The 22,122-nt window shown below is 74.0% G+C and carries 17 protein-coding genes; 4 read left to right on the forward strand and 13 right to left on the reverse strand.

Annotated features, from left to right (window positions below; genetic code table 11):
• From IH61_RS0133620 to IH61_RS0133630, 3 genes are all read left to right on the forward strand, one after another.
• Positions 1-832: DUF4139 domain-containing protein (locus IH61_RS0133620; RefSeq protein ID WP_031076923.1), on the forward strand; the 832-nt coding region annotated here is incomplete at its 5' end.
• A 3-nt stretch (positions 833-835) separates the two neighbouring features.
• Positions 836-2,422, forward strand: a complete 1,587-nt coding sequence (locus IH61_RS0133625) for a mucoidy inhibitor MuiA family protein (protein WP_031076925.1) — start codon at positions 836-838, stop codon at positions 2,420-2,422.
• A gap of 55 nt (positions 2,423-2,477) precedes the next feature.
• Positions 2,478-2,840, forward strand: coding sequence for a DUF952 domain-containing protein (locus IH61_RS0133630; RefSeq protein ID WP_031076927.1), 363 nt, complete (start codon positions 2,478-2,480; stop codon positions 2,838-2,840).
• Positions 2,841-2,845: 5 nt separating this feature from the next.
• Here the strand turns inward: IH61_RS0133630 and IH61_RS0133635 are convergent, their stop codons facing one another.
• The 10 genes from IH61_RS0133635 to IH61_RS0133680 form a co-directional block, all read right to left on the reverse strand.
• A complete protein-coding gene (locus IH61_RS0133635) occupies positions 2,846-3,829 on the reverse strand; it encodes a helix-turn-helix domain-containing protein (RefSeq protein WP_158845586.1) in 984 nt (327 codons plus the stop codon).
• Positions 3,830-4,084: 255 nt separating this feature from the next.
• Positions 4,085-5,434, reverse strand: a complete 1,350-nt coding sequence (locus tag IH61_RS0133640; RefSeq protein WP_031076932.1) for a pseudouridine synthase — start codon at positions 5,432-5,434, stop codon at positions 4,085-4,087.
• Between the two features lie 64 nt (positions 5,435-5,498).
• Entirely contained in the window at positions 5,499-6,092 is a 594-nt protein-coding gene (gene scpB / locus IH61_RS0133645) for an SMC-Scp complex subunit ScpB (protein WP_234327442.1), read from the reverse strand.
• A gap of 248 nt (positions 6,093-6,340) precedes the next feature.
• Positions 6,341-7,216 (reverse strand): segregation and condensation protein A, encoded by an 876-nt coding sequence (locus tag IH61_RS0133650; RefSeq protein ID WP_051838512.1) that lies wholly within the window; start codon positions 7,214-7,216, stop codon positions 6,341-6,343.
• A gap of 68 nt (positions 7,217-7,284) precedes the next feature.
• The gene (locus IH61_RS0133655) at positions 7,285-7,881 is read right to left on the reverse strand and encodes a hypothetical protein (RefSeq protein WP_199823425.1); all 597 of its coding nucleotides are present in this window, start codon (positions 7,879-7,881) and stop codon (positions 7,285-7,287) included.
• 41 nt (positions 7,882-7,922) lie between these two features.
• Positions 7,923-8,990, reverse strand: coding sequence for a ParA family protein (locus tag IH61_RS0133660; protein ID WP_031076941.1), 1,068 nt, complete (start codon positions 8,988-8,990; stop codon positions 7,923-7,925).
• A gap of 435 nt (positions 8,991-9,425) precedes the next feature.
• Complete coding sequence (ald, locus tag IH61_RS0133665; protein ID WP_031076944.1) at positions 9,426-10,541, reverse strand: alanine dehydrogenase; 1,116 nt, start codon at positions 10,539-10,541, stop codon at positions 9,426-9,428.
• A gap of 262 nt (positions 10,542-10,803) precedes the next feature.
• A complete protein-coding gene (locus tag IH61_RS0133670; RefSeq protein ID WP_158845589.1) occupies positions 10,804-12,885 on the reverse strand; it encodes a tetratricopeptide repeat protein in 2,082 nt (693 codons plus the stop codon).
• A 162-nt stretch (positions 12,886-13,047) separates the two neighbouring features.
• Positions 13,048-13,692: an NUDIX domain-containing protein gene (locus IH61_RS0133675; RefSeq protein WP_031076949.1), complete on the reverse strand. Its 645-nt coding sequence runs from the start codon at positions 13,690-13,692 to the stop codon at positions 13,048-13,050.
• A gap of 103 nt (positions 13,693-13,795) precedes the next feature.
• A complete protein-coding gene (locus IH61_RS0133680) occupies positions 13,796-15,472 on the reverse strand; it encodes a CTP synthase (protein ID WP_078911598.1) in 1,677 nt (558 codons plus the stop codon).
• Positions 15,473-16,205: 733 nt separating this feature from the next.
• Here IH61_RS0133680 and IH61_RS0133685 point away from each other — a divergent pair.
• Complete coding sequence (locus IH61_RS0133685; protein WP_051838514.1) at positions 16,206-18,209, forward strand: glycoside hydrolase family 15 protein; 2,004 nt, start codon at positions 16,206-16,208, stop codon at positions 18,207-18,209.
• Positions 18,210-18,213: 4 nt separating this feature from the next.
• Here IH61_RS0133685 and IH61_RS0133690 read toward each other — a convergent pair whose 3' ends face one another.
• The 3 genes from IH61_RS0133690 to IH61_RS0133700 form a co-directional block, all read right to left on the reverse strand.
• Positions 18,214-19,380 (reverse strand): glycosyltransferase family 4 protein, encoded by a 1,167-nt coding sequence (locus tag IH61_RS0133690; RefSeq protein WP_031076955.1) that lies wholly within the window; start codon positions 19,378-19,380, stop codon positions 18,214-18,216.
• Positions 19,381-19,560: 180 nt separating this feature from the next.
• Complete coding sequence (recN, locus tag IH61_RS0133695; protein ID WP_031076958.1) at positions 19,561-21,294, reverse strand: DNA repair protein RecN; 1,734 nt, start codon at positions 21,292-21,294, stop codon at positions 19,561-19,563.
• A gap of 88 nt (positions 21,295-21,382) precedes the next feature.
• On the reverse strand, positions 21,383-22,051 hold the full coding sequence (locus IH61_RS0133700) for a membrane protein (protein ID WP_051838520.1): 669 nt from the start codon (positions 22,049-22,051) through the stop codon (positions 21,383-21,385).
• Between the last annotated feature and the right edge of the window lie 71 nt (positions 22,052-22,122).

Raw genomic sequence — 22,122 nt, forward strand, 5'->3', positions numbered from 1 at the left:
GCCCCCGCCCGGCCACGACCCCGGCGACGTCCTCCTCGACTACCCCGGCCTCGTCCTCTCCGGCCCCGACGCACCCCGCGCCGAGCGCGGCACCCTGCGCCGCCCGCCCGAGCACACGGCCCCCGACGCCCCCGTCGGCCACCTCCGCTACCTCGACCCGCCCCGCCACGCCGTCGCCCCGCGCGAGTCGGCCGGCTCCTTCGACCACCGCTACGACGCCGCCGCGCCCGCCGACATCCCCTCCGACGGCACCTGGCACACCGTCACCGTCGACGAGTTCCCCCTCGACGCGCACCCCGAGTACGTCACCGTCCCCGCCGTCGAGGAAAAGGTGTACGCGACGCTGGTGCTCGCCAACCACACCGACCGCGCCCTCCTGGCCGGCCCCGTCGAGGTCACCGTCGACGAGGACTTCCTCCTCACCGCCGCCTTCCCCACCCTCGCCCCCGGCGGCACCCGCCGCCTGGGCGTCGGCGTCGCCGAGGGCGTCGAGGTGGCGCGCCGCACCGAACTGCAGGAGTCCACCACCGGCAAGCTGATGGGCAACAGCACCGTCCTCGACCACCGGGTGCACGTCCAGCTCGCCAACCGGCTCGGCCGGGCCGTCACCGTCGAGGTCCGCGAGCGGGTGCCCGTCACCTCCGACGCCGAGATCCGGATCGAGGAGCGCGCCGCCTGGCAGGCCCCGGCCGTCCCCACGCCGGAGTGCCCGCCCAGCACCCGGCTCTGGCGGGTCGAGCTGCCCCCGGGCGGCCGCACCGAGCTGGACGGCGGCTACCAGATCAAGATCCCGGCCGGTAAGGCCATCGTCGGTGGAAACCGGAGGAACTGAGAGATGACCGCAAGCACCTCCCCCCACCCCGTCACGGCCCTTCCCGTCACGGCCGTCACCTGCCTGGAGGACCGCAGCCGCGTCGAGCGCGCCACGACCCTCCAGCTCGCCGCCGGCGTCCACCGCCTGCGGCTCGGCCCGGTCACCGCCCTGGCCGTCGACCACACCCTGCGGGCCGAGACCGCCACCCCGGGCGCCCGCATCCTCGAGTCCCGCCTGGTGCGCAACTGGTCGGCGAGGGCCCCGCTGCCGCCCGGCCCCGAGGACTCCGCGCTGCGCCACCGCCTGCACGAGCTGGAGACGGCCTACCGCCAGGCCGACCAGAGCCGCATCCGGCTGGAGGCCCGCCTGGCCCTGCTCGCCCAGCTCTGCGCCGACCTGCTGCGCGAGGTCGGCGAGGGCGCGGGCGTCGGCGAGATCGAACGCACCCGCTGGGCCCGCGAGTTGGAGCGCGTGGACGCCGAGCGCGAGCGCTTCGGCGAGGAGCTGCGCGCCACCCGCTCCCGGCTGCGCCGCCTGGACCAGGAGCGCACCGAGGCGCTGCTCGCCCTGGACCGCGCCGAGGAGGAGCCGGCCGAGCTGGTCGCCCACCTGGAGCTGACGGTCGAGGTCTCCGAGCCGGGCCCGGTCGCGCTGACCGTCGGCCACCTGGTGCCCTGCGCCCTGTGGCGGCCCTCCTACCGCGCCGTCCTCTCCCCGGCAGGCTCCCCGGAGGACTCCAGGGGCTCACTGCGCCTGGAGTCCGAGGCCGTGGTCTGGCAGCGCACCGGCGAGGACTGGACGGGCGTCGCGCTGACGCTCTCCACCGCCCGCTCCGCCCTGGCCACCGACCCGCCCTCGATCGCCGCGGACGTGCTGACCCTGCGCGAGCGCACCGACGAGGAGCGCCGCAAGGTCGAGGTCGAGCTGCGCGAGGAGGCGGTGAACACCCTGGGCCCGGCCGTCGCCGTCCCCGGCCTGGACGACGGCGGCGAGGCGCGCGTCCTGCCCGCCCCCGCCCCGGCCACCGTCCCCTCCGACGGCCGGGCGCACCGGGTGCCGCTGGGCGCCTTCACCACCGACGCGAGCAGCGAGTACGCCTGCGCGCCGGAGCTGTCCCCGCTGGTCACCCAGGTCGTCCGGTTCCGCAACGCGGCCGGGCACCCGCTGCTGGCGGGCCCGGTGGAGCTGGTGCGCGGCAGCGGCTTCACGGGCCGAGGCGAGCTGCGCTTCACCGCCGCCGGCGCCGAGGCCGAGCTGTCCTTCGGCAGTACGGACGGCTACCGGGTGGTCCGCGAGACGGAGGAGCGCCGGTCCACCGCCACCCTCACCGGGCGCCAGACCACCGTCCGCACGGTCCGGCTGCACCTGTCCCGCTTCTCCGGCCCGGAGGAGCGCGACGAGCGGCTGGTCACCGTCCGCGAGCGGGTGCCGGTCTCCGAGGTGGCCGCCGTCGAGGTGCGGCTGCGCAAGGAGGAGTGCTCCCCGGCCCCGGACTCCTTCGACACCGAGGGCATCGTCCGCTGGGACGTCCCCCTGGGCCCGGGCGCCCGCCGTACGCTCACCCTGTCGTACGAGATCACCGCCTCCGCCAAGGTGGCGGGCCTGTGAGTCTCCTCGTGACGTCCGCTCAGGACCGACCCCACCGAACGGGTACAACAGGAACATGATCCTGCACCTCGCCCCCCTCGACGACTGGCTGTCCGACCCCGGCCGTCCGTACGCCGCCGCCTCGCTGCTCACCGACGGGTTCATCCACTGCTCGCCGGACGAGCAGACGGCGCTGGCCGTGGCCAACTCCTTCTTCGCCGACACGCCCGATCCGCTGATGGCGCTCTTGATCGAGGAGTCGCTGGTCGAGCCGATGGTCAAGTGGGAGGCCCCGCACGGCGCCCCGCCGCCGGGCGCCACGCCCGGTGTGCTGTTCCCGCACATCTACGGCCGGCTCAACCGCACCGCGGTGGTCGGCCTGGAGAAGGTCCTGCGCGGCCCGGACGGCCGCTGGGCCTCCCTCACCCCCTGGAGTTAGCGCGGCTACAGCCACCCCCGCTCCCGGGCCGCCATCCCGGCCTGGAAGCGGGTGGTGGCGCCCAGGGAGCGCATCAGCGCCTGCAGCCGCCGCTGGGTGGTGCGGGCGCTCCAGCCCAGCGAGCGCGCGATCGACTCGTCCGTCAGCCCGGCCGCCAGCAGCCCGAGCAGCTTGCGGTGGTCGGCCTCCGGTTCGAGGCCGGCCTCGCCGGAGCCGATCGCGGCCTGGAGCTGCACGGCCCGCTCCCACTCCGCCTCGAACAGCGCGTCCAGCGCCTGGAGCAGCGCCGAGGGGTGGATGACGTACGCGGCGTCGAGCACGCTGTCGCCCACGCTGATCGGGATGATCGCCATCCGGTCGTCCGAGATGATCATCTTCATCGGGAGGGCGGGCCGCACCCGCGCCTCCTCCCCGTCCGCGACGCCGACCAGGATGCTGCGCTCCAGCCGGCCCGGCCAGGCCACCGCCTCCCGGTCGTAGACGGTCCGGAACTTCAGCCCCTCGCGCAGCCGCCGCCGCTGCAACGGCAGCGGCCCGACCGGGTCCTGGATGTACGGCGGGCGGTCGAAGCCGCGCACCTGGTACTGGCTGGTCTCGGTGATGTGCTCCAGCCGCTGGGCGATGGCCTCCCCGCCGGTCAGCACCTCCACCGAGTGCGCCGGGTCGGTGTAGCGCGAGGCTTCCCGGAAGGCGTCCATCAGCCGGTGCATCTCGGCGCGGGCGTGGCGCAGTTCGGATTCCCGGTGGCCTATCAGGGTGCCGATCGCGACGTCGGGGGCCACGGGCAGGTAGCGGTGACGGTCCACCGGCGCGCGGGTCGCCATGCCCTGCTGGGCCAGCCGGTCCAGCGCGCGCACGCCCTGCTGGAGCGTCAGGCCGCAACCGGCGGCCAGTTCCTCCGCGGTGGACTGCGGATTGGCCACCAGCGCCGCGTAGACCTGCCCGTCCTGCTCGGCCAGCCCCAACGCAGTCAGCGGTGCATCGGACACGACGCCGTCTCCCCCTGTTCGCCCCGGTCGCGGACCCGCGGGCGCCCGATGGCGCGGTCCCGCCACGTGGCGGGCGGTGGTCCGGGTGGCCATCCTCTGCCACGGATCATGACGCTGACAAGGCCGGAGCCAGGGCAGAACCCGGCCTTGACCAGGGCGTGAGCCCGTCCTCACAGCGCGCGTACGGCCCGGGCACGCGACAGGGCCCCGCTCACATCCCGTGTGAGCGGGGCCCTGTCCGGAACCGGAGCAGTCCTACAGACCGACCTCGTGCATCAGCTGACCGACCTCCGGGTTGGTCAGCCGGCGCAGCCAGCCCGACTTCTGGTCGCCCAGCGCGATCGGCCCGAAGTGGGTGCGCACCAGCTTCTCGACCGGGAAGCCGGCCTCGGCCAGCATCCGGCGGACGATGTGCTTGCGGCCCTCGTGGAGGGTCACCTCGACCAGGTAGTTCTTGCCGACGTTGGAGATGACCTTGAAGCTGTCGGCGCGGGCGTAGCCGTCCTCCAGCTCGATGCCCTTGGCCAGCTGCTTGCCCAGGTCGCGCGGGATCGGGCCCTGGATGGCGGCCAGGTAGGTCTTGGTCACGCCGTAGCGCGGGTGGGTGAGGCGATGGGCCAGCTCACCGTGGTTGGTGAGCAGGATGATGCCCTCGGTCTCGGTGTCCAGCCGGCCGACGTGGAACAGCCGGGTCTCCCGGTTGGTCACGTAGTCGCCCAGGCACTGGCGCCCCTCCGGGTCCTCCATGGTGGAGACGACGCCGGCCGGCTTGTTGAGCGCGAAGAACAGGAACGACTGGGTGGCGACGGTCAGGCCGTCCACCTTGATCTCGTCGTTCTCCGGGTCGACGCGCTTGCCCTGCTCGGTGACGCGCTTGCCGTTGACCTCGACGCGACCCTGCTCGATCAGCTCCTCGCAGGCCCGGCGGCTGCCCATGCCCGCACGGGCGAGCACCTTCTGCAGCCGCTCGCCCTCGGGCTCGCCGAAGGTCTTGGGCGTCTTGACGACCGGCTTGTCGTGCCGGGCGATGACGGCGTCCTCGATCTTCGCCTGCAGCTCGCGGGAGCGCTGCGGCTGGCGGCGCGGGTCGCCCGGGGCGCCCTGGCCCTCGCGGCGCGGGCGCGGCGCTGCGCCGGGCTTGCGGCCGGTGAAGCCGCCGCGGGCGGGGGTGGCGTTGGGGCCGCCGCCGAACTCGGGGCGGTCGTACCTGCGCTCCTCGGGCCGCAGCGGGCGGTCCGGGTAGCGGCGGTCGTCACGACGGTCGTCGCGGCGGTCGTCACGACCGTACGAGCCACCGCCGTACGAGCCGCCGCGCGAGCCCGACCCCGAGCCGGAGCCGCCCCGGCCAGCGCCGTACGAACCCCCGCCCGACCCCGAGCCGGAGCCGCCCCGGCCAGCGCCGTACGAACCCCCGCCCGAGCCCGAGCCGGAGCCTCCGCGGCCACCGCCGTACGAACCCCCGCGCGAGCCCGACCCCGAGCCGGAGCCGCCGCGGCCACCGCCGCTGCCGCTGCCGCCGCCGTAGGAGCCGCCCCGGCCCCCGCCCTGTCCGCCGCGGCCGCTACCGCCGCCGCCGCTGTTCCTGCCGTTGCCACTGCTGCGCATGAAATGTCCGTACGTCGTTTTTCCGTCTGGGCCGTGCGGTCGTCTCGGCCGACCTCACCGCCCCCTACCGATCGGGCGCAGCCCCATCGGCTTCGCCATCACCCGCCGCGGCCTGCGCGGCAGCGGCGGCGACCGCCTCCGCGATCATCGTGCCCTCCAGGGACTCCGCTTCCACGTCGTCGACCTCGGGCAGGAAGGGTGCGAGTTCCGGCAGCTCGTCCAGCCCGCGGAGCCCCATCCGTTCCAGGAAGTGGTTCGTCGTCCGATACAGGATCGCACCTGTTTCGGGCTCGGATCCGGCCTCTTCCACCAGTCCTCGCTGTACCAGGGTACGCATCACTCCGTCACAGTTCACACCGCGGACGGCAGAGACCCGTGATCTGGACACGGGCTGGCGGTAGGCGACCACCGCCAGTGTCTCCAGTGCGGCCTGGGTGAGGCGGGCCTGCTGGCCGTCCAGGACGAAGCGGTCGACGGCCGGAGCGCACAGGTCACGGCTGTAGAAACGCCAGCCCCCGGCCACCAGCCGCAGGTCGAATCCCCGGCCCTGGGCGGTGTACTCGGCGGCGAGTTCGTGCAGCGCGGCGGCCACCTGCGCCCGGGGCCGCTCCAGCACCGAGGCGAGGCGCTCCTCCCTCGCGGGCTCGTCGACGACCATCAGAATCGCCTCCAGGTCGGCCCTCAGCGCCGGATCGGAAGCCTCCACGACGCCGGAAGTCGGCGGGGCCGACTTCTGGTGCACGATCCGCGGCTCCTCGGGCCCGGCAGCCTCCACCACGGGCTCGAGAACCGGCTCCGGCTCCGGCAGCAGCTCGAAGACCGGCTCCAGCCACTCCTGCGCCCTCGGCTGCCCCGGCAGCCCCAGCGGGCGCCGCACCGGCCGTCCGCCGCCCTCGTCCACGCCGCTCATCCGCGCCCGACCTCCTCCTGCGCCTTCTCGGCCTCCACCGGCCGGTCGAACTCGTCCGTCACCTCGACCACCGCCCGCCCGGGCTCGGCCACCCAGCGCACCCGCAGCTCGCCCAGCGCCTCCGGCTGGTCGAAGTCGAGCGCCTTCTCCCGGTACAGCTCCAGCAGCGCCAGGAAGCGGGCGACGACGACGAGCGTGTCCGGCGCGTCCTGGACCAGCCGCTGGAAGGACGCCTCGCCCAGCTCGGTCAGCAGCGAGACCACCAGCGCCGCCTGCTCGCGCACGCTGACCGGCGGGGTGTGGATGTGGTCCACGTAGACCACGGGCTTCGGCTTGGGCTCCATCGCCCTGGCCGCCAGCTCGGCGAGCCGCTGCGGCCCGATGGTGATCACCACCTCGGGCAGCAGCTCGGCGTGCCGGGGCTCCAGCCCGACCGTACGGGGCCGGCTGAGCAGCTCGGCCGCCCAGCGCTCGCCCAGCACCGCCGCCGCCCGCTTGTACGCCCGGTACTGGAGCAGCCGGGCGAACAGCAGGTCACGGGCCTCCAGCAGGGCGAGGTCCTCCTCGTCCTCGACCTCCGCGGCGGGCAGCAGCCGGGCGGCCTTGAGGTCGAGGAGGGTGGCGGCGACGACCAGGAACTCCGTCGCGGCGTCGAGGTCCCAGTCCGGGCCCATCGCCCGGATGTGCGCCATGAAGTCGTCCGTGACGGTGGCGAGCGCCACCTCGGTCACGTCCATCCTGTGCTTGGCGATCAGGCTCAGCAGCAGGTCGAAGGGGCCTTCGAAGTTGTCCAGCCGTACCCGGAAGCCGCCGCGCGACTCGTCCTCGGTCGCGTTCGCGGTGCTGGCGGCTGGTTCGGCGGTACTCGGCATGGCGGTCCATCTTCACCCGTCCGCGCCGTCCGCCCCGCCCCGGGGCCCTCACGACACGCCGCGGGTGCTCAGCGCCCGCGCAGCCGCCGAACCAGGATCGAGGCTTCCCCGCGCTGCTCCAGGTCCGCCAGGACGACCGCGATGGCCTCCCGGACGATCCGCCCGCGGTCCACGGCCAGGCCGTGCTCGCCGCGCAGCACCAGCCGGGTGTGCTCCAGGTCCATGAGCTCCTCGGCGGACACGTACACGGTGATCTTCTCGTCGTGCCGCTCGCGCCCGCTGGGGCGGCGCGGAGCCCGTCCACGCGGCCTGGCGCGCCCTGCGGCGGCCGTCGCCTGCTCCTCGGCCCCGCCGGGGTGCTGGCGCCCCGCAGGAGCGCCTGCGGCACCCCTCGCAGCGGCCTGGGCCGCGGCTCCGGCGCCCGCGCCGATCGAACCCGTGCCGGCCACGCCGACCGTGCCCGCCGACCGCTGGACGGGGGGCTGCGCGGGCACGGAGGCGCTCTGCCGGCGCCCGTCACCGGCCCCGCGCTCGTCCCGGTCCTCCGGGGCGCCCTGCGGGGCCTCGACGCCCTCGGCGCCGTCCGTGCCGTCGACGCTCCGCGCGGTCTCCGGTCTGGATGCCTCGGCGGCCGGACGCGGCGCGAGGGAGGGCGAGAGCGCCATCCCCCCGGTGGTCCGGAACAGCTCGTCGGCACCCGGGAGACTCACTCGGCGGGGCGGCACCGGTCGAGCACCTCCCTGGCGAGCTGGCGGTAGGCGGCCGCACCGACCGAGTTGGTCGCGTACGTGGTGATCGGCTCGCCGGCGACGGTGGTCTCCGGGAAGCGCACGGTCCGCCCGATGACGGTGTGGAAGACGTGCTCGCCGAACGCCTCGACGACCCGTGCCAGCACCTCACGGCTGTGCACGGTGCGCGAGTCGTACATGGTGGCGAGGATGCCGTCCAGACGCAGGTCGGGGTTGAGCCGCTCGCACACCTTCTCGATGGTCTCCGTCAGCAGCGCGACGCCGCGCAGCGCGAAGAACTCGCACTCGAGCGGCACGATCACGCTGTGAGCGGCCGTCAGGGCATTGACCGTCAGCAGGCCCAGCGAGGGCTGGCAGTCGATGATGACGAAGTCGTAGTCGGGCAGCAGCGGCTTCAGGGCGCGCGCAAGCGCGGACTCCCGGGCCACCTCGCTGACCAGCTGCACCTCGGCGGCGGAGAGGTCGATGTTCGACGGCAGCAGGTCCATGCCCGGCACGGCCGTCTTGAGCAGCACCTCGTCGGCCGTCAGGCCCCGCTCCATGAGCAGGTTGTAGACGGTGACGTCCAGCTCCATCGGGTTGACGCCCAGTCCGACCGAGAGCGCGCCCTGCGGGTCGAAGTCGACGAGCAGCACCCGGCGGCCGTACTCGGCCAGCGCCGCACCCAGGTTGATGGTCGACGTGGTCTTGCCGACGCCGCCCTTCTGGTTGCACATGGCGATGATCTGCGCGGGGCCGTGCTCGGCCACCGGCGCGGGGATCGGGAAGTACGGCTGCGGACGGCCGGTGGGGCCGATCCGCTCGCGGCGCTGACGCGCGGCGTCGGGGGCCAGGGTGGCGGCGTACTCCGGGTCCGGCTCGTACTCCGCGTCCGGGTCGTCGTAGGCGCCGTAGGCGAACTCGCCGTAGGCCAGGCCGTAGGCCGCCAAGTCGGCGTCGTGATCGGTCACCGTGGTCACCTGCGCTGTGTTCTGGCGAGCTTCGAAGGTACGGAGTGCGACCGAGCCGACCTCGGCCGAGCCCACGGAGGGCTGCCGGGCCCCGGGCTCCTCACTCGGCTGGCCGGCGGTGAGCTCCGCCAGTCCTGGCTGACCACCCCCGGGAGCAATTGTCGACTCATTCACAAGTCGTCTTACCTCCTTGGGCATCCAGGACTCTATGTCGATTCGTCAGCGTGGCAGCATGCCGACGGTTTGCGACTCTAGGCCGTTCAAGGCGTTCGCAGCAACACAATCCACGGTAGTGGGCAGGATGTGTCGACTGTCGGGCGGGCTCCTGTCAAGGGATGAGCAGCTCCTGAGCCCCGAGGTTTCCACGCCGGGGTGTGGTCGGGTGACACGACCGCCCGAAATTGACGACAGAGCGACCCGCCCGCGTCGCCCACTGTTCACGGGCACGGCGAAGCCCCCGGCCCGAGCGGATCGGGTCGGGGGCGAACGACCGCCGTGCGGTCAGGTGTTTCAGGCGAGCACGCTCTCCAGGGAGACCGACTCCAGGCCGAACGCCTCGGCCACGGCCGGGAAGGTGATCTGACCCTCGTGCACGTTGAGGCCCTTGGCGAGCGCGGCGTCGCGGCGCAGCGCGTCCTTCCAGCCACGGTTGGCCAGCTCGACGACGTACGGCAGCGTCGCGTTGGTCAGCGCGTAGGTGGAGGTGTTCGGGACGGCGCCCGGCATGTTGGCCACGCAGTAGAAGACCGAGTTGTGGACCGTGAAGGTCGGCTCGTCGTGCGTGGTCGGACGCGAGTCCTCGAAGCAGCCGCCCTGGTCGATGGCGATGTCGACGAGCACGGAGCCCGGCTTCATGCGGGAGACCAGCTCGTTGGTGACGAGCTTGGGGGCCTTGGCGCCCGGGATCAGGACGGCGCCGACGACGAGGTCGGCCTCGGTGACGGCCTTGTCCAGCTCGAAGGCGTTCGACACGACGGTCTTGATGCTGGTGCCGAAGACGCGGTCGGCCTCGCGCAGCTTGTTGATGTCGCGGTCGAGCAGGGTCACGTCGTAGCCCATGCCGATGGCGATGGTGGCCGCGTGCCAGCCGGAGACGCCACCGCCGATGACGACGGCCTTGGCGCGGTGGGTGCCGGGCACGCCGCCGGGCAGCACGCCTCGGCCGCCGGCCGGACGCATCAGGTGGTACGAGCCGACCTGCGGGGCCAGACGGCCCGCGACCTCGGACATCGGGGCGAGCAGCGGCAGGGCGCCGTTGGACAGCTGCACGGTCTCGTACGCGATGGCGGTGGTGCCCGAGGCGATCAGCGCATCGGTACCGGCGCGGTCGGCCGCCAGGTGGAGGTACGTGAAGAGGGTCTGACCCTTGCGCAGCCGGTGGTACTCGGAGGCGATGGGCTCCTTGACCTTCAGCAGCAGGTCGGCCGTGGCCCACACCTCGTCGGCGGTGGGGAGGATGGTGGCGCCGGCGGCGACGTACTCCTCGTTGGGGATCGAGGAGCCGACACCGGCGTTGTCCTCGATGTAGACCTCGTGGCCGTTGCGGACCAGCTCATGCACGCCGGCGGGCGTGATGGCCACGCGGTACTCGTGGTTCTTGACCTCGCGGGGGATGCCGACCTTCACGACTGAACACGTCCTCTTGCCATGGGGGTCCCGACCGGAGAGATACCGGCGGGATACGCGCACGTGGGGAAGCCTCCGGGCAGCCCGGGGCAGGGGATCGCTGCGCGACTGAGTTCGAGTGTAATGAAGCCCAGTCGGCCTGTCAGCCTTCCAAAGTGACTAATTTTGCCGAGCGCATTGGCAGGTTCGTAGGCTTCCTCACCGACTTACCCTCGCAATGGGCACCAACCGGGCATCTTCGACGATACTCCCGAAACGGCCCTCACCACCCGGCGTCCACGCGTTCCCGCAGGTCCGCGAGGGCCGCGGCGACCGCCTCCCGACCGCGTTCGTCGCCGATCCGGCGCAGCACCGCCAGCGCGGCGCGGTACTCGCGGTCGGCCTCCTCGAAACGGCGCTGGGCGGTGTGCGCCTCGGCCACCCGGGCCAGCAGCCTGGCCTCGGATGCCTGGTCGCCGAGCGACTGCCGCAGGCCCAGCGCCCGCCCGTACCAGTCGGCGGCGCGCACCGGGTCCCCGAGCGCCCGGTGGCAGCCCGCCGCGCCCTCCAACGCCCGGGCGCACAGCGGTTCGTCCCCCGCCGTCCGGGCGTGTTCCAGGGCCGCCCGGTAGTGCCCGGAAGCCTGCTCCCAGCGGCCCGCCGCGGCCTGGAGGTCGCCGAGGTTGAGCAGTGCGGCCGAGGCGCGGCGGGGGCGGCCGTGGCGCTCGGCGACGGTCAGCACCAGCTCGTGCAGCCGGTAGAGGTCGGCGGGGGCGGCGGCCCCGGCCAGCGGGAGGGTGCGCAGCAGCGCGGTGACCAGCCGGCCCGCCGAGCCGTCCAGGTCCCCCTGGCCGATCGCGTCGGCGACGGCGCCCAGCAGCACCTCCCGCTCGCCGAGCAGCCACTGCCTCGCGTGCGCGGCCGAACGCAGCCGCAGCGCGGCGGGCAGCGGGTCGGGGGCGGGGCCGCCCGCCGGGTCGAGCAGGGCGCGGGCCGCCTCGGTGAGCCGGACGAGGCGCTCCAGCAGCCGAGCCCTGGCCAGCTCGGTCTCGGCCGGGCGGTCCTCCTTCTCGCGCAGCCGCACCAGCCGGGGGTGCAGCCGCCCGGGCACCCGGTAGCGCGCGGTGCCGTCGGCGGCGGGCGCCTCCTCGTCGAGCAGCTCCCGCTCGGCGAGCGCGGCCAGGGTCGCGGCGGCCTCCGGCGCCGGGCAGCCGACCAGGGCGGAGGCGGTGCGCGCGTCGGCCGTCTGCGCCGGGGCCAGGGTCAGGGTGCGCAGCATCCGCGCCTGGACGGGCGGCACGGTGCGGTGCAGCAGGGTGAAGGCGCCGACCAGCGGGTCGTTGTCGGGGACGGGCACCGGCTCGGCCGGCTCGGGGGCGGGCCTGACCCACCCGTTCGTCCCGGTGGCGGGCTCGGCCCCGGTCCGGCCGGGGGTCTCCGGGTCGGTCCCCTTCTTCCCCGGGGCCTTCTTCTCCGCCGCCCGATCCGCCACCCGATCCGCCGCCTTGTCCGCCTTCTCAGCGGGCTTCTCGGAAACCCTCTCCGCAGACTTCTCAGCAGACTTCTCAGCGGGCTTCTCGGCCGCCTCCTCCCCCACCACCCGGTGCAGCTCCCGCGCCGCGTCCGCCACGGCGACCTTCGGGTTGCCCCGCAGCCAGCCCGCCATCAGCCGCAGCGCGGCGGGCCGGGAGCCGCAGGCTTCGGCCAGGTCGGCCGCGCCGACCGGGTCGCAGGAGATGCGGGTGCCGCCGACCAGGTCGGCCAGCAGTTCGCCGGAGGCCCGACGGTCCAGGCCGCCGAGGATCACCGGGTCGATGTCCTCGATCCCGGTGAGCGGCCCGGCCGTGGTGGCGAGCACCAGGCAGCCGCTCTCGTCGGCGAGCAGCGGCCACAGCTGCCCGGCGTCGCGCACGTCGTCCAGCACCAGCAGCACCCGCCGCCCGGCCAGCGCCTCGCGCAGCGCCACGCAGCCGGGCTCGTCCCGCCCGTCCTCGGCGGCGCCGGGCAGTGGCACGGCCGCCTCGGGGTCGAGCTGCTCCAGCAGTTGTCGGGCCGCCCGGGCCGGCGGCACCCGGGAGCCGTCCGGGGCGGAGAGCCGGGCGAAGAGCACGCCGTCCGGGAAGTCGGCGGCGCAGGTACGGGCGAAGCGCACGGCCAGCGCCGTACGGCCGGAGCCGGGGCGCCCCGCCAGCACCAGCACCGGGCAGCGCCCGCTGGCCGGACGGGCGGCGGCGGCCCGCAGCGCGGCGAGTTCGGTGCGGCGCCCGGCGAACAGCGCGGGGCCGGCCGGCAGCCGTTCCAGACCGGGAACGGCCCCGGCGGGTGCGTCGGGGCCGGGGTCCATCGTCGCGGTCTTCCTCGCCACCCGTGCCACTCCCGACGTCGTCCGGCGCTCGGAGGCCGGGCGCGGGACCCGCGCTCGGCCAGGCGGCCCGGAACGGGCGCCCTGACCACGAAGCGTAGTTCGACCGTCCGGCCCGGCCGAGGTGACATCCGGTCGTACGAACCGGCGAATCACCCGGGCGAATCAACGAGAGTGCTGGAAGGGCCGAGCCGGCCAGGGCGAGTCGGCCGGGCGCAGCGCGTCCAGACCCCCCGGGGAGGTGAGCGCGGCGTGCACGGCGAGGGTGCCGGTGATCAGGGTCGGGTTGTGGAGCTCGCCGGCCTGGATGAGCCGGATCAGCTCCGGCACGGGCAGCCAGGCGACCTCGATCTGCTGCTCCTCCCCCTCCGCCGCGTAGCGCTCGCCCTCGGCCGCCGACAGGTCGGTGGCCAGGAACATCCTCAGCGCCTCGTCGGTGCCGCCCGGGGAGGTGTAGTAGTCGGCGAGGATGCGCCAGGTGTCGGCCTTGCAGTGCGCCTCCTCGTACAGCTCGCGCTGGGCGGCGTGCCAGGGGTTCTCGCCGGGCACGTCCAGCAGGCCCGCGGGCAGCTCCCACAGCCGCTGGCGCACGGGGTGGCGGTACTGGCGCAGGACCAGTACCCGCCGCTCGGCGTCGAGGGCGAGCACGGAGACGGAACCGGGGTGGGTCTGGTAGTCGCGGCGGGCCCAGCTGCCGTCCGGCATCAGGACCTCTTCGCTGCGTACGCCGGTGACCCTGCCCTGGAACGGTGTCGTGCCGCCGCGGACCTCCCACTCCTCGGCCACGTCGAAGATCCCCTGCTGCTCCATCGCACTCCCCTTTTCGTCAGTACGACACAATCTAACGCCGAACGGCGGCCCCGCGGGAATCGCGGGACCGCCGTCCGGTGAACGACCGTGGATCGACCGTGGGCTACTCGGCCGCGGTCTTGATCTCGATGGCCGCCTTGACCAGGCCCGCGAACAGCGGGTGCGGGCGGGTCGGGCGGGACTTCAGCTCCGGGTGGGCCTGGGTGGCCACCAGGTAGGGGTGCACCTCGCGCGGGTACTCGACGTACTCGACGAGGTCGCCCTTGGGCGAGAGGCCGGAGAACTGCAGGCCCGTCTTCTCGAGGTCGGCGCGGTAGGCGTTGTTGACCTCGTAGCGGTGGCGGTGGCGCTCCTCGACGTACTGCTCGCCGTCGTAGACCTCGCGCACGATCGAGCCCTCGGCCAGCTTGGCCGGGTACAGGCCCAGGCGCATGGTGCCGCCCAGGTCGCCCTTGCCGTCGACGATGGCCAGCTGCTCGGCCATGGTGGAGACGACCGGGTGCTTGGCGGCGGCGTCGAACTCGGTGGAGTTCGCCTCCGGCAGGCCGGCCAGGTTGCGGGCCGCCTCGATGACCACGCACTGCAGGCCCAGGCAGAGGCCCAGCAGCGGGACCTTGTTCTCGCGGGCGAAGGTGATCGCGCCGACCTTGCCGTTGACGCCGCGGTCGCCGAAGCCGCCGGGGATGCAGATCGCGTCGACGTCGCCGAGCTGCTCCTGGGCGCCCTCGGGGGTCTCGCAGTCGTCCGAGGTGACCCACTTGATCTCGACGCGGGCGTTGTTGGCGAAGCCGCCGGCGCGCAGCGCCTCGGTCACCGACAGGTAGGCGTCGGGCAGGTCGATGTACTTGCCGACCAGGGCGACCTTGACGATGTGCTGCGGCTCGTGGACGCGGCGCAGCAGGTCGTCCCAGGTGGTCCAGTCCACGTCGCGGAACGGCAGGTCCAGGCGGCGCACCACGTACGCGTCCAGGCCCTCGCCGTGCAGCACCTTGGGGATGTCGTAGATCGACTTGGCGTCGATGGCCGCGACCACGGCCTCCTCGTCCACGTCGCACATCAGCGAGATCTTGCGCTTGATGGCCTGCGGCACCTCGCGGTCGGCGCGCAGCACGATCGCGTCGGGCTGGATGCCGATGTTGCGCAGGGCGGCCACCGAGTGCTGGGTGGGCTTGGTCTTCAGCTCGCCCGAGGGGCCGATGTACGGCAGCAGGGAGACGTGCACGAAGAACACGTTGTCCCGGCCGACCTCGTGGCGGACCTGGCGGACGGCCTCCAGGAACGGCAGCGACTCGATGTCGCCGACGGTGCCGCCGACCTCGGTGATCACCACGTCGACGTCCTCGGTCGCCATGCGGCGGATGCGGGACTTGATCTCGTTGGTGATGTGCGGGATGACCTGGACGGTGTCGCCCAGGTACTCGCCGCGGCGCTCCTTGGCGATGACCGTCGAGTACACCTGGCCGGTGGTGACGTTCGCGGAGCCGTGCAGGTTGGTGTCGAGGAAGCGCTCGTAGTGACCGATGTCCAGGTCGGTCTCGGCGCCGTCGTCCGTGACGAAGACCTCACCGTGCTGGAACGGGTTCATCGTGCCCGGGTCCACGTTGAGGTACGGGTCGAGCTTCTGCATCGTGACGCGCAGGCCACGGGCCTTGAGCAGCGCGCCGAGGCTGGAGGCGGTGAGCCCCTTGCCGAGTGAAGAGGCGACACCCCCGGTGACGAAGAGGTGCTTGGTCGTCACGGCGCGGCTGTTCGCTGCCTTGCCGGAATGGGGCTGTGCCAAGAGGGGGCTCCCGTGGGTCGCTTGTCGAAGGTGACGTGGTGGGAGGCTCACGGGGTCGCCGGGCGACGCGAGGCCCGTGCGGTGCACGGCGCTCTGGGGGTCGTCGGTTCGGCTGGTCCGGGGCGTTTCATCCCCACCGGTCCACGGGATACCAGGGTAACAGTGCCCCGCCCCGGTCGCCTTCCGGCCCGCCCGCGCCGCTCCGGAGCGCGCGCCGGGTGTACCACCGGCGCACCACCCGGCGCTTGCGCACCACCGGTCGCACTCCGGCCGGACCGGGCCACTCCGGAGCCGCGTTTGGCACTCCGTACGGGCCATGGTGCCCCGCCCGTCGGAACCACCCGGAGGTGATCCTTCCGGGCCATCCTTGCGGCCGCGCCCGCGATGCACGGCATTTTCCCCGAATTGCGGCGCCACACCGGGCTGCGCCCGCGTGCTTCGCCCCTTTCGTCCGTCGTAAGCTGCTCGGACGCATCGCCGACAGCACGAGCACGCGGAGGGCGTGGGAGCGTCAGGACACTCCCGGTCCCCGATGCGCGACCGGACCTCCCCGTAATTCCAGCTCCTCCCCACCCACCCTCAGGGGCCGCCCAAGGTCCCGCACGGACACTCCAGCAAGGCCCGCCACCACCCCCGGCGGACCGGACAGTCCCGGGGTGAACCTCCGGCTCCGCAGACCCGCTCGCTCCCTCCTTCGCCGATGCCCTGACCACATTGCGAACTGGAGATCCACGTGGCCGGCCGTATTGAGGACTACGCACTCATCGGGGACATGCAGACCGCCGCCCTGGTCAGCAGGGACGGGGCGGTCGACTGGCTCTGCCTTCCCCGTTTCGACTCCCCGGCCGTTTTCGCGAGCCTGCTCGGCACCGACGAACACGGCTTCTGGCGGATCGGCCCGGCCGAAGCCGTGCTCAGCGAGGTCCAGGCCCCCGCGGCGGCCACCGCCCCCGCGACGGTGCGCTTCGCCGACTCCGCCGACCTGCGCGTGCCCCCGCCCACCGCCGCCGCACCCGCCCTCCCGGCCGACCGGCGCCGCTACCGGGGCGACTCGCTGATCCTCGAACAGGAGTGGGACACCCAGGGCGGCACCGTCCGGGTGATCGACTTCATGCCGCCGCGCCCGCTGGCCGGCAAGGACGCCGTCCCCCAGGTGATCCGGATCGTCGAGGGCGTCGCCGGCACCGTCCGGATGCGCTCGGCGCTGCGGATGCGCTTCTCCTACGGCCGGATCGTGCCCTGGGTCCACCGGGTGGAGCAGGCGGACGGCGGCCACCGCACCGTCGCCGTCGCCGGGCCCGACTCCGTCTGGCTCGACGGCGAGGCCGAGACCTACGGGCGCGACCTCACCACCTACGCCGACTTCACGATCCGCGCCGGGGAGCGCATCGCCTTCGCCCTCACCTGGCAGGCGTCCCACCTCGAGCCCCCGGACGTCCCCGACGCCGAGGAGATGCTGGAGGCCACCGCCGGGTTCTGGCAGGAGTGGGCCGCCCAGTGCACCTACCAGGGCCCCTACCGCGAGGCCGTCGTCCGCTCGCTGATCACCCTCAAGGGCCTCACCTACGCCCCCACCGGCGGCATCGTCGCCGCCCCCACCACCTCCCTGCCCGAGGACATCGGCGGCGAGCGCAACTGGGACTACCGCTACACCTGGCTGCGCGACGCCGCGATCACCCTCTCCTCCCTTCTGCGCACCGGCTACCGCGACGAGGCCCGCGCCTGGCGCGAGTGGCTGCTGCGCGCCGTCGCGGGGGACCCGGAGAACCTGCAGATCATGTACGGCATCGCCGGCGAGCGCGAGCTCACCGAGTCCTCCCTGGACTGGCTGCCCGGCTACGAGGGCTCCCAGCCCGTACGGATCGGCAACGGCGCCGCCGGGCAGCTCCAACTCGACGTCTACGGCGAGGTGGTGGAGGCCCTGCACCTGGCCCACATGACGGGCCTGGTGCGCAACGACCACGCCCACCACCTCCAGCTGCGCCTGATCGAGTACCTGGAGGACCACTGGCAGAACCCGGACGAGGGCATCTGGGAGGTCCGCGGCCCGCGCCGGCACTTCGTCCACTCCAAGGTGATGGCCTGGGTCGCCGTCGACCGCACCATCAAGCTGCTGGAGCAGACCCCCGAGGACGCCCCCGGGGACACGCCCGCCGACGGCCACCTGGAGCGCTGGCGCGAGCTGCGCGACACCATCCACCGGGACGTCTGCGAGAAGGGCTACGACCCCGAGCGCAACACCTTCACCCAGTACTACGGCGGCAGGGAGCTGGACGCCTCCCTGCTGCTCATCCCCCAGGTCGGCTTCCTGCCGCCGGACGACAAGCGGGTCATCGGCACCATCGAGGCCATCCAGCGGGAACTGTCCACCGAGGACGGCTTCGTCCTGCGCTACCCGACCCACGACGAGTCCGGCAACAACGTGGACGGCCTCTCCGGCCACGAAGGCGCCTTCCTGGCCTGCTCGTTCTGGCTCGCCGACGACCTGGCGATGATCGGCCGGGTGCAGGAGGCCCGCGAGTTGTTCGACAAGCTGCTGTCGCTGCGCAACGACATCGGCCTGCTCGCCGAGGAGTGGGACCCGCGCCTCAAGCGCCAGGTCGGCAACTTCCCACAGGCGTTCAGCCACGTGCCGCTGATCGACACCGCCCTGCGGCTCACCGCCTGCGGCGCCGGCTACCTCGCGGCCCAGCCGGAGGTCCCGGCCGCCGAGCGCGTCGAGGGCGCGACGGTCTGACCGTCTAGCTGCGCTGCATCAACTCGTCGTAGGTGCTGAGCACCTGGGCGACGGTGGCGGCCTCGTCCGGCCAGGTCTCGGCCTGCTGCCGGCCGGCCGCCACCAGCGCCTCCCGGCGGGCCGGGTCGGCGAGCAGCTCGCGCACCGCCCGTCCGATCGCGCCCGCGTCGCCGGAGGGGACCAGCACGGCGGCGTCGCCGACCAGTTCGGGGATGCCGCCGACGGCCGTCGCCACCACCGGCACGCCCGCGCGCATCGCCTCCTGCACTACCAGGGAGCGGGCCTCCCAGCGGCTGGAGACCACCACCACGTCGGCGGCGGCCAGCAGGTCGGGCACGTCCGTGCGGTAGCCGAGCAGCCGAACGGGCAGCTTCTCGGCGGCCGCCCGCTCGCGCAGCGGGCCCGCCTCGGGGCCGTCCCCGGCGATCAGCAGCAGCGGCTCGGGGTCGAGCGCGGACAGCTCCCCGGTGGCCTCCAGCAGCAGGGTGAACGCCTTCTGCGGGACGAGCCGGCCCACGGCCAGCACCAGCGGGCGCTCCGGGCCCCCGTCGAGCAGCGCGGCCCGCGCCTCGGGGCGGGTGAGCCGGCCCTCGGGCATCGGCGGGGCCGCGACGGGGCCCAGCCGGGCGTCGGTGGCGCCCAGTTCGCGGGCCCGGGCGACCAGGTCGGAGGAGGCGCCGAGCACCAGGTCGGCGGCGCGGGCGACCCGGCGCTCCATCAGCCGCTGGAGGCGCCGCTCCATGCCGGTGGCCAGCAGCGCGTGGTGCATGGTGACGACCAGCGGGGTCTCCGGGCGCAGGCCCGGGAAGCGGCCGGCGGTGCGCAACGCCAGGTCGGAGAGCAGCCCGGCGCGCACGCCGTGGGCGTGGACCACGTCGGCGCCGGTGAAGGCGCGGCGCAGTTCGCCGATCGCGGTGGCGTCGCTGCGGGCGCCCGAGGTGGGGGTGATGTCGACGGTGTGGAACCGCGCGCCGGTGCGGGAGAAGCCGAACAGGGCGTCGGTGCCGGCCGGGGCGCAGACCGTGACGATCACGCCGTGCGCGACCAGGCCCTGGGCCAGGGAGCGCACGTGCGCTCCGATGCCGCCGGTGCTGGCGGCCAGGACGAGTACCACGTGCAGCTGCCCCGGTTCGGGGCTGGCCGCGGTGGCCCGGGCGGCGGAATGGTCCACGTCGTCTCGCATCCGACTCGATCGGGTTCACGCACCGCTTCGCGAGGGTTGCCCACGGGCGGCGCTCGGGGACTGGAAGGCCAGTGTCCAGCCGCCACCATGCCAGGTCGGCGGCCCTCTTGGACAGTCGGCGCCACCGGGGCGCGTCGCCGTCGCGTACTCAGGACCGCCGACGCGTGATCACCGGTGGCGCGGGCTCCTGGCGGCGGCGAGGAGTTCCTCGGCGTGGGCGCGGCCCAACTCGGAATCCTCCAGTCCGGCCAGCATCCGAGAGAGTTCGCGCACCCGCTCCTCGTCGTTCAACACCTTGACGCCGGAACGGGTCACGGTGCCGTCGTTGGTCTTCTCCACCACCAGGTGCCGGTCCGCGAAGGCGGCGACCTGCGGGAGGTGGGTGACGACCACGACCTGGGCGCTTTCGGCCAGTTTGGCCAGTCGGCGGCCGATCTCCACGGCCGCCTTGCCGCCGACGCCCGCGTCCACCTCGTCGAACAGGTAGGTGGGGACGGGGTCGGCATCGGCGAAGACCACCTCGACGGCGAGCATGACGCGCGAGAGCTCACCGCCCGAGGCGCCCTTGGCGATCGGGCGGGGCTGGGCGCCCGGGTGCGGGGCGAGCAGCACCTCGACCTCGTCGACGCCGTGCGGGCCGTAGGCGACGGTGCGGCCGTCGACCTCGAGGCCGGCCAGGTCGTCGACCTGGCTGATCGCGAAGGTCACCCGGGCGTGGGGCATGGCCAGTTCGGCGAGTTCGGCGGAGACGGCGGCGGCGAAACGGCCGGCGGCGGCCTGCCGGGCGGCGGACACCTCGGCCGCCAGTTCGGCGAGCCGGGCGCGCAGTTCGGTCTCCTGGGCGCCGAGTTCGTCGATCCGGTCGTCGTCGCCGTCGAGCTCGTGGAGGCGGACGGAGCCCTCCTCGGCCCAGGCGAGGACCTCGGCGAGGGTGTTCTCCTCGCCGCCGTACTTGCGCAGCAGCTGGGCCAGGACGGCCCGGCGGTCCTCGACGGAGGCCAGGCGCACCGGGTCGGCGTCCAGGTCGTCCGCGTAGCCGGCGAGGTCCCCGGCGACGTCGGCGAGCAGGTAGCCGACCTCGTTGAGGCGGTCGGCCAGGGCGGCCAGGCGCTCGTCGTGGTGGCGCACGGCGTCCAGGGCGCGGCGGGACTGGCCGAGCAGGGTGCCCGCGTCCAGCGCCTCCGGGTCGGCCGGGTCCCCCGCGAGGGCGGCATGGGCGAGGGTCGCGGCGGAGGACAGCGCGTCGGCGTGGCCGAGGCGCTCCGCCTCGGCGGCCAGCTCGACGTCCTCCCCGGCGACGGGCTCGGCGGCGGCGATCTCGTCCAGGCCGAAGCGCAGCAGGTCGGCCTCCTGGGCGCGCTCGCGGGCCCGGGTGGTCAGCTCCTCCAGGGTGGCGGAGACCTCGCGCAGCTCGCGGTAGGTCTCCCGGTAGCGGGCCAGCGGCTCGGCGAGGGCCTCGCCCGCGTAGCGGTCCAGGGCGCCTCGCTGGCGGGCCGGGCGCAGCAGGCGCTGCTGGTCGGTCTGGCCGTGGACGGCGATCAGCTCCTCGCCGAGCTCGGCGAGCAGCCCGACCGGCACGGCCCGGCCGCCGACGAACGCGCGGGAGCGGCCCTCGGCGGAGACGGTGCGGCTGACCAACAGGGCGCCGTCGTCCAGTTCCGCCCCGGCCTCCAGCGCGCGGGCCGCCACCGGGGAGCCGGGCGGCAGCTCGAGCCTGCCCTCGACCACGGCCCGCCCGGCGCCGTTGCGCACCAGGCCCGGGTCGGCGCGGCCGCCGAGCAGCAGGCCGAGGCTGGTGACGACCATGGTCTTGCCTGCGCCGGTCTCACCGGTCACGGCGGTGAAGCCGGGGGCGAGTTCGACCACCGCGTCGTCGATGACCCCAAGATCCCGTATCCGCATCTCGTCCAACACGGAGACGACCTTACGAGGTTCCACCCCCGGCGCGCGACGAGCGGCAACGGCGCGCGGCAACTCCGTGCTTCGAAGTTCATCCCTTCCGGGGCGTTTGCGCCGTCGTTTCCGCCGTCGTTTCCGCCTGGGTCCCGACGGGGCCGGGCACGGTGCACCAGGGCAGGAACAGCTGGGCCAGCGGGCCGATCGCCAGCGCGTACAGGACGGTGCCGACCCCGGCGGTGCCGCCGAGCAGGATGCCCGCCACCAGCACGGTGACCTCGATCCCGGTGCGCACCAGGCGCAGCGAGCGGCCGGTGCGCCGGTGCAGGCCCGTCATCAGGCCGTCGCGCGGGCCGGGGCCCAGGCGGGCGCCGATGTAGAGGCCCGTGGCCAGGCCGTTGAGCAGGACCGCGCCGACCATCAGCGCGATCCGGGCCGGCAGGCCCCCGGGCGCGTCGAGCAGGCGCAGGGTGAGGTCCATGGCCGCGCCGATCACCGCCACGTTGGCGACGGTGCCCACGCCCGGGCGCTGGCGCATCGGGATCCACAGCAGCAGCACCAGGGCGCCCATGATCGTCACCCAGGCGCCGACGGAGAGGCCGATGCTGCGCTGGAGGCCCTGGTGGAGGACGTCCCACGGGTCCAGGCCGAGGCCGGAGCGGAGCATCAGCCCCATGCTGGCGCCGTACAGCACCAGGCCGACGGCGAGTTGCGGGAGGCGCCGGCCCAGGGCGTGGGTGTCGCCGAGGACGCGGACGGCCAGGCCCGGGCGGGTCGTTCCGGTCGTTCTGGTCGTTCCGGTCGTCTCGATGGTCGGGCTCGAGGTCGGGCTCG

This window comes from Streptomyces sp. NRRL WC-3742 (assembly GCF_000720635.1).
In the GTDB taxonomy this organism is placed as follows: Bacteria; Actinomycetota; Actinomycetes; order Streptomycetales; family Streptomycetaceae; genus Kitasatospora.

Coding starts and splice junctions, on each gene's coding strand:
- IH61_RS0133625 (WP_031076925.1), top strand. CDS start 836: ATGACCGCAAGCACCTCCCCCCACCCCGTCACGGCCCTTCCCGTCACG.
- IH61_RS0133630 (WP_031076927.1), top strand. CDS start 2,478: ATGATCCTGCACCTCGCCCCCCTCGACGACTGGCTGTCCGACCCCGGC.
- IH61_RS0133640 (WP_031076932.1), bottom strand. CDS start 5,434: ATGCGCAGCAGTGGCAACGGCAGGAACAGCGGCGGCGGCGGTAGCGGC.
- scpB (WP_234327442.1), bottom strand. CDS start 6,092: ATGGTCGTCGACGAGCCCGCGAGGGAGGAGCGCCTCGCCTCGGTGCTG.
- IH61_RS0133650 (WP_051838512.1), bottom strand. CDS start 7,216: ATGCCGAGTACCGCCGAACCAGCCGCCAGCACCGCGAACGCGACCGAG.
- IH61_RS0133655 (WP_199823425.1), bottom strand. CDS start 7,881: ATGGCGCTCTCGCCCTCCCTCGCGCCGCGTCCGGCCGCCGAGGCATCC.
- IH61_RS0133675 (WP_031076949.1), bottom strand. CDS start 13,692: ATGGAGCAGCAGGGGATCTTCGACGTGGCCGAGGAGTGGGAGGTCCGC.
- recN (WP_031076958.1), bottom strand. CDS start 21,294: ATGCGGATACGGGATCTTGGGGTCATCGACGACGCGGTGGTCGAACTC.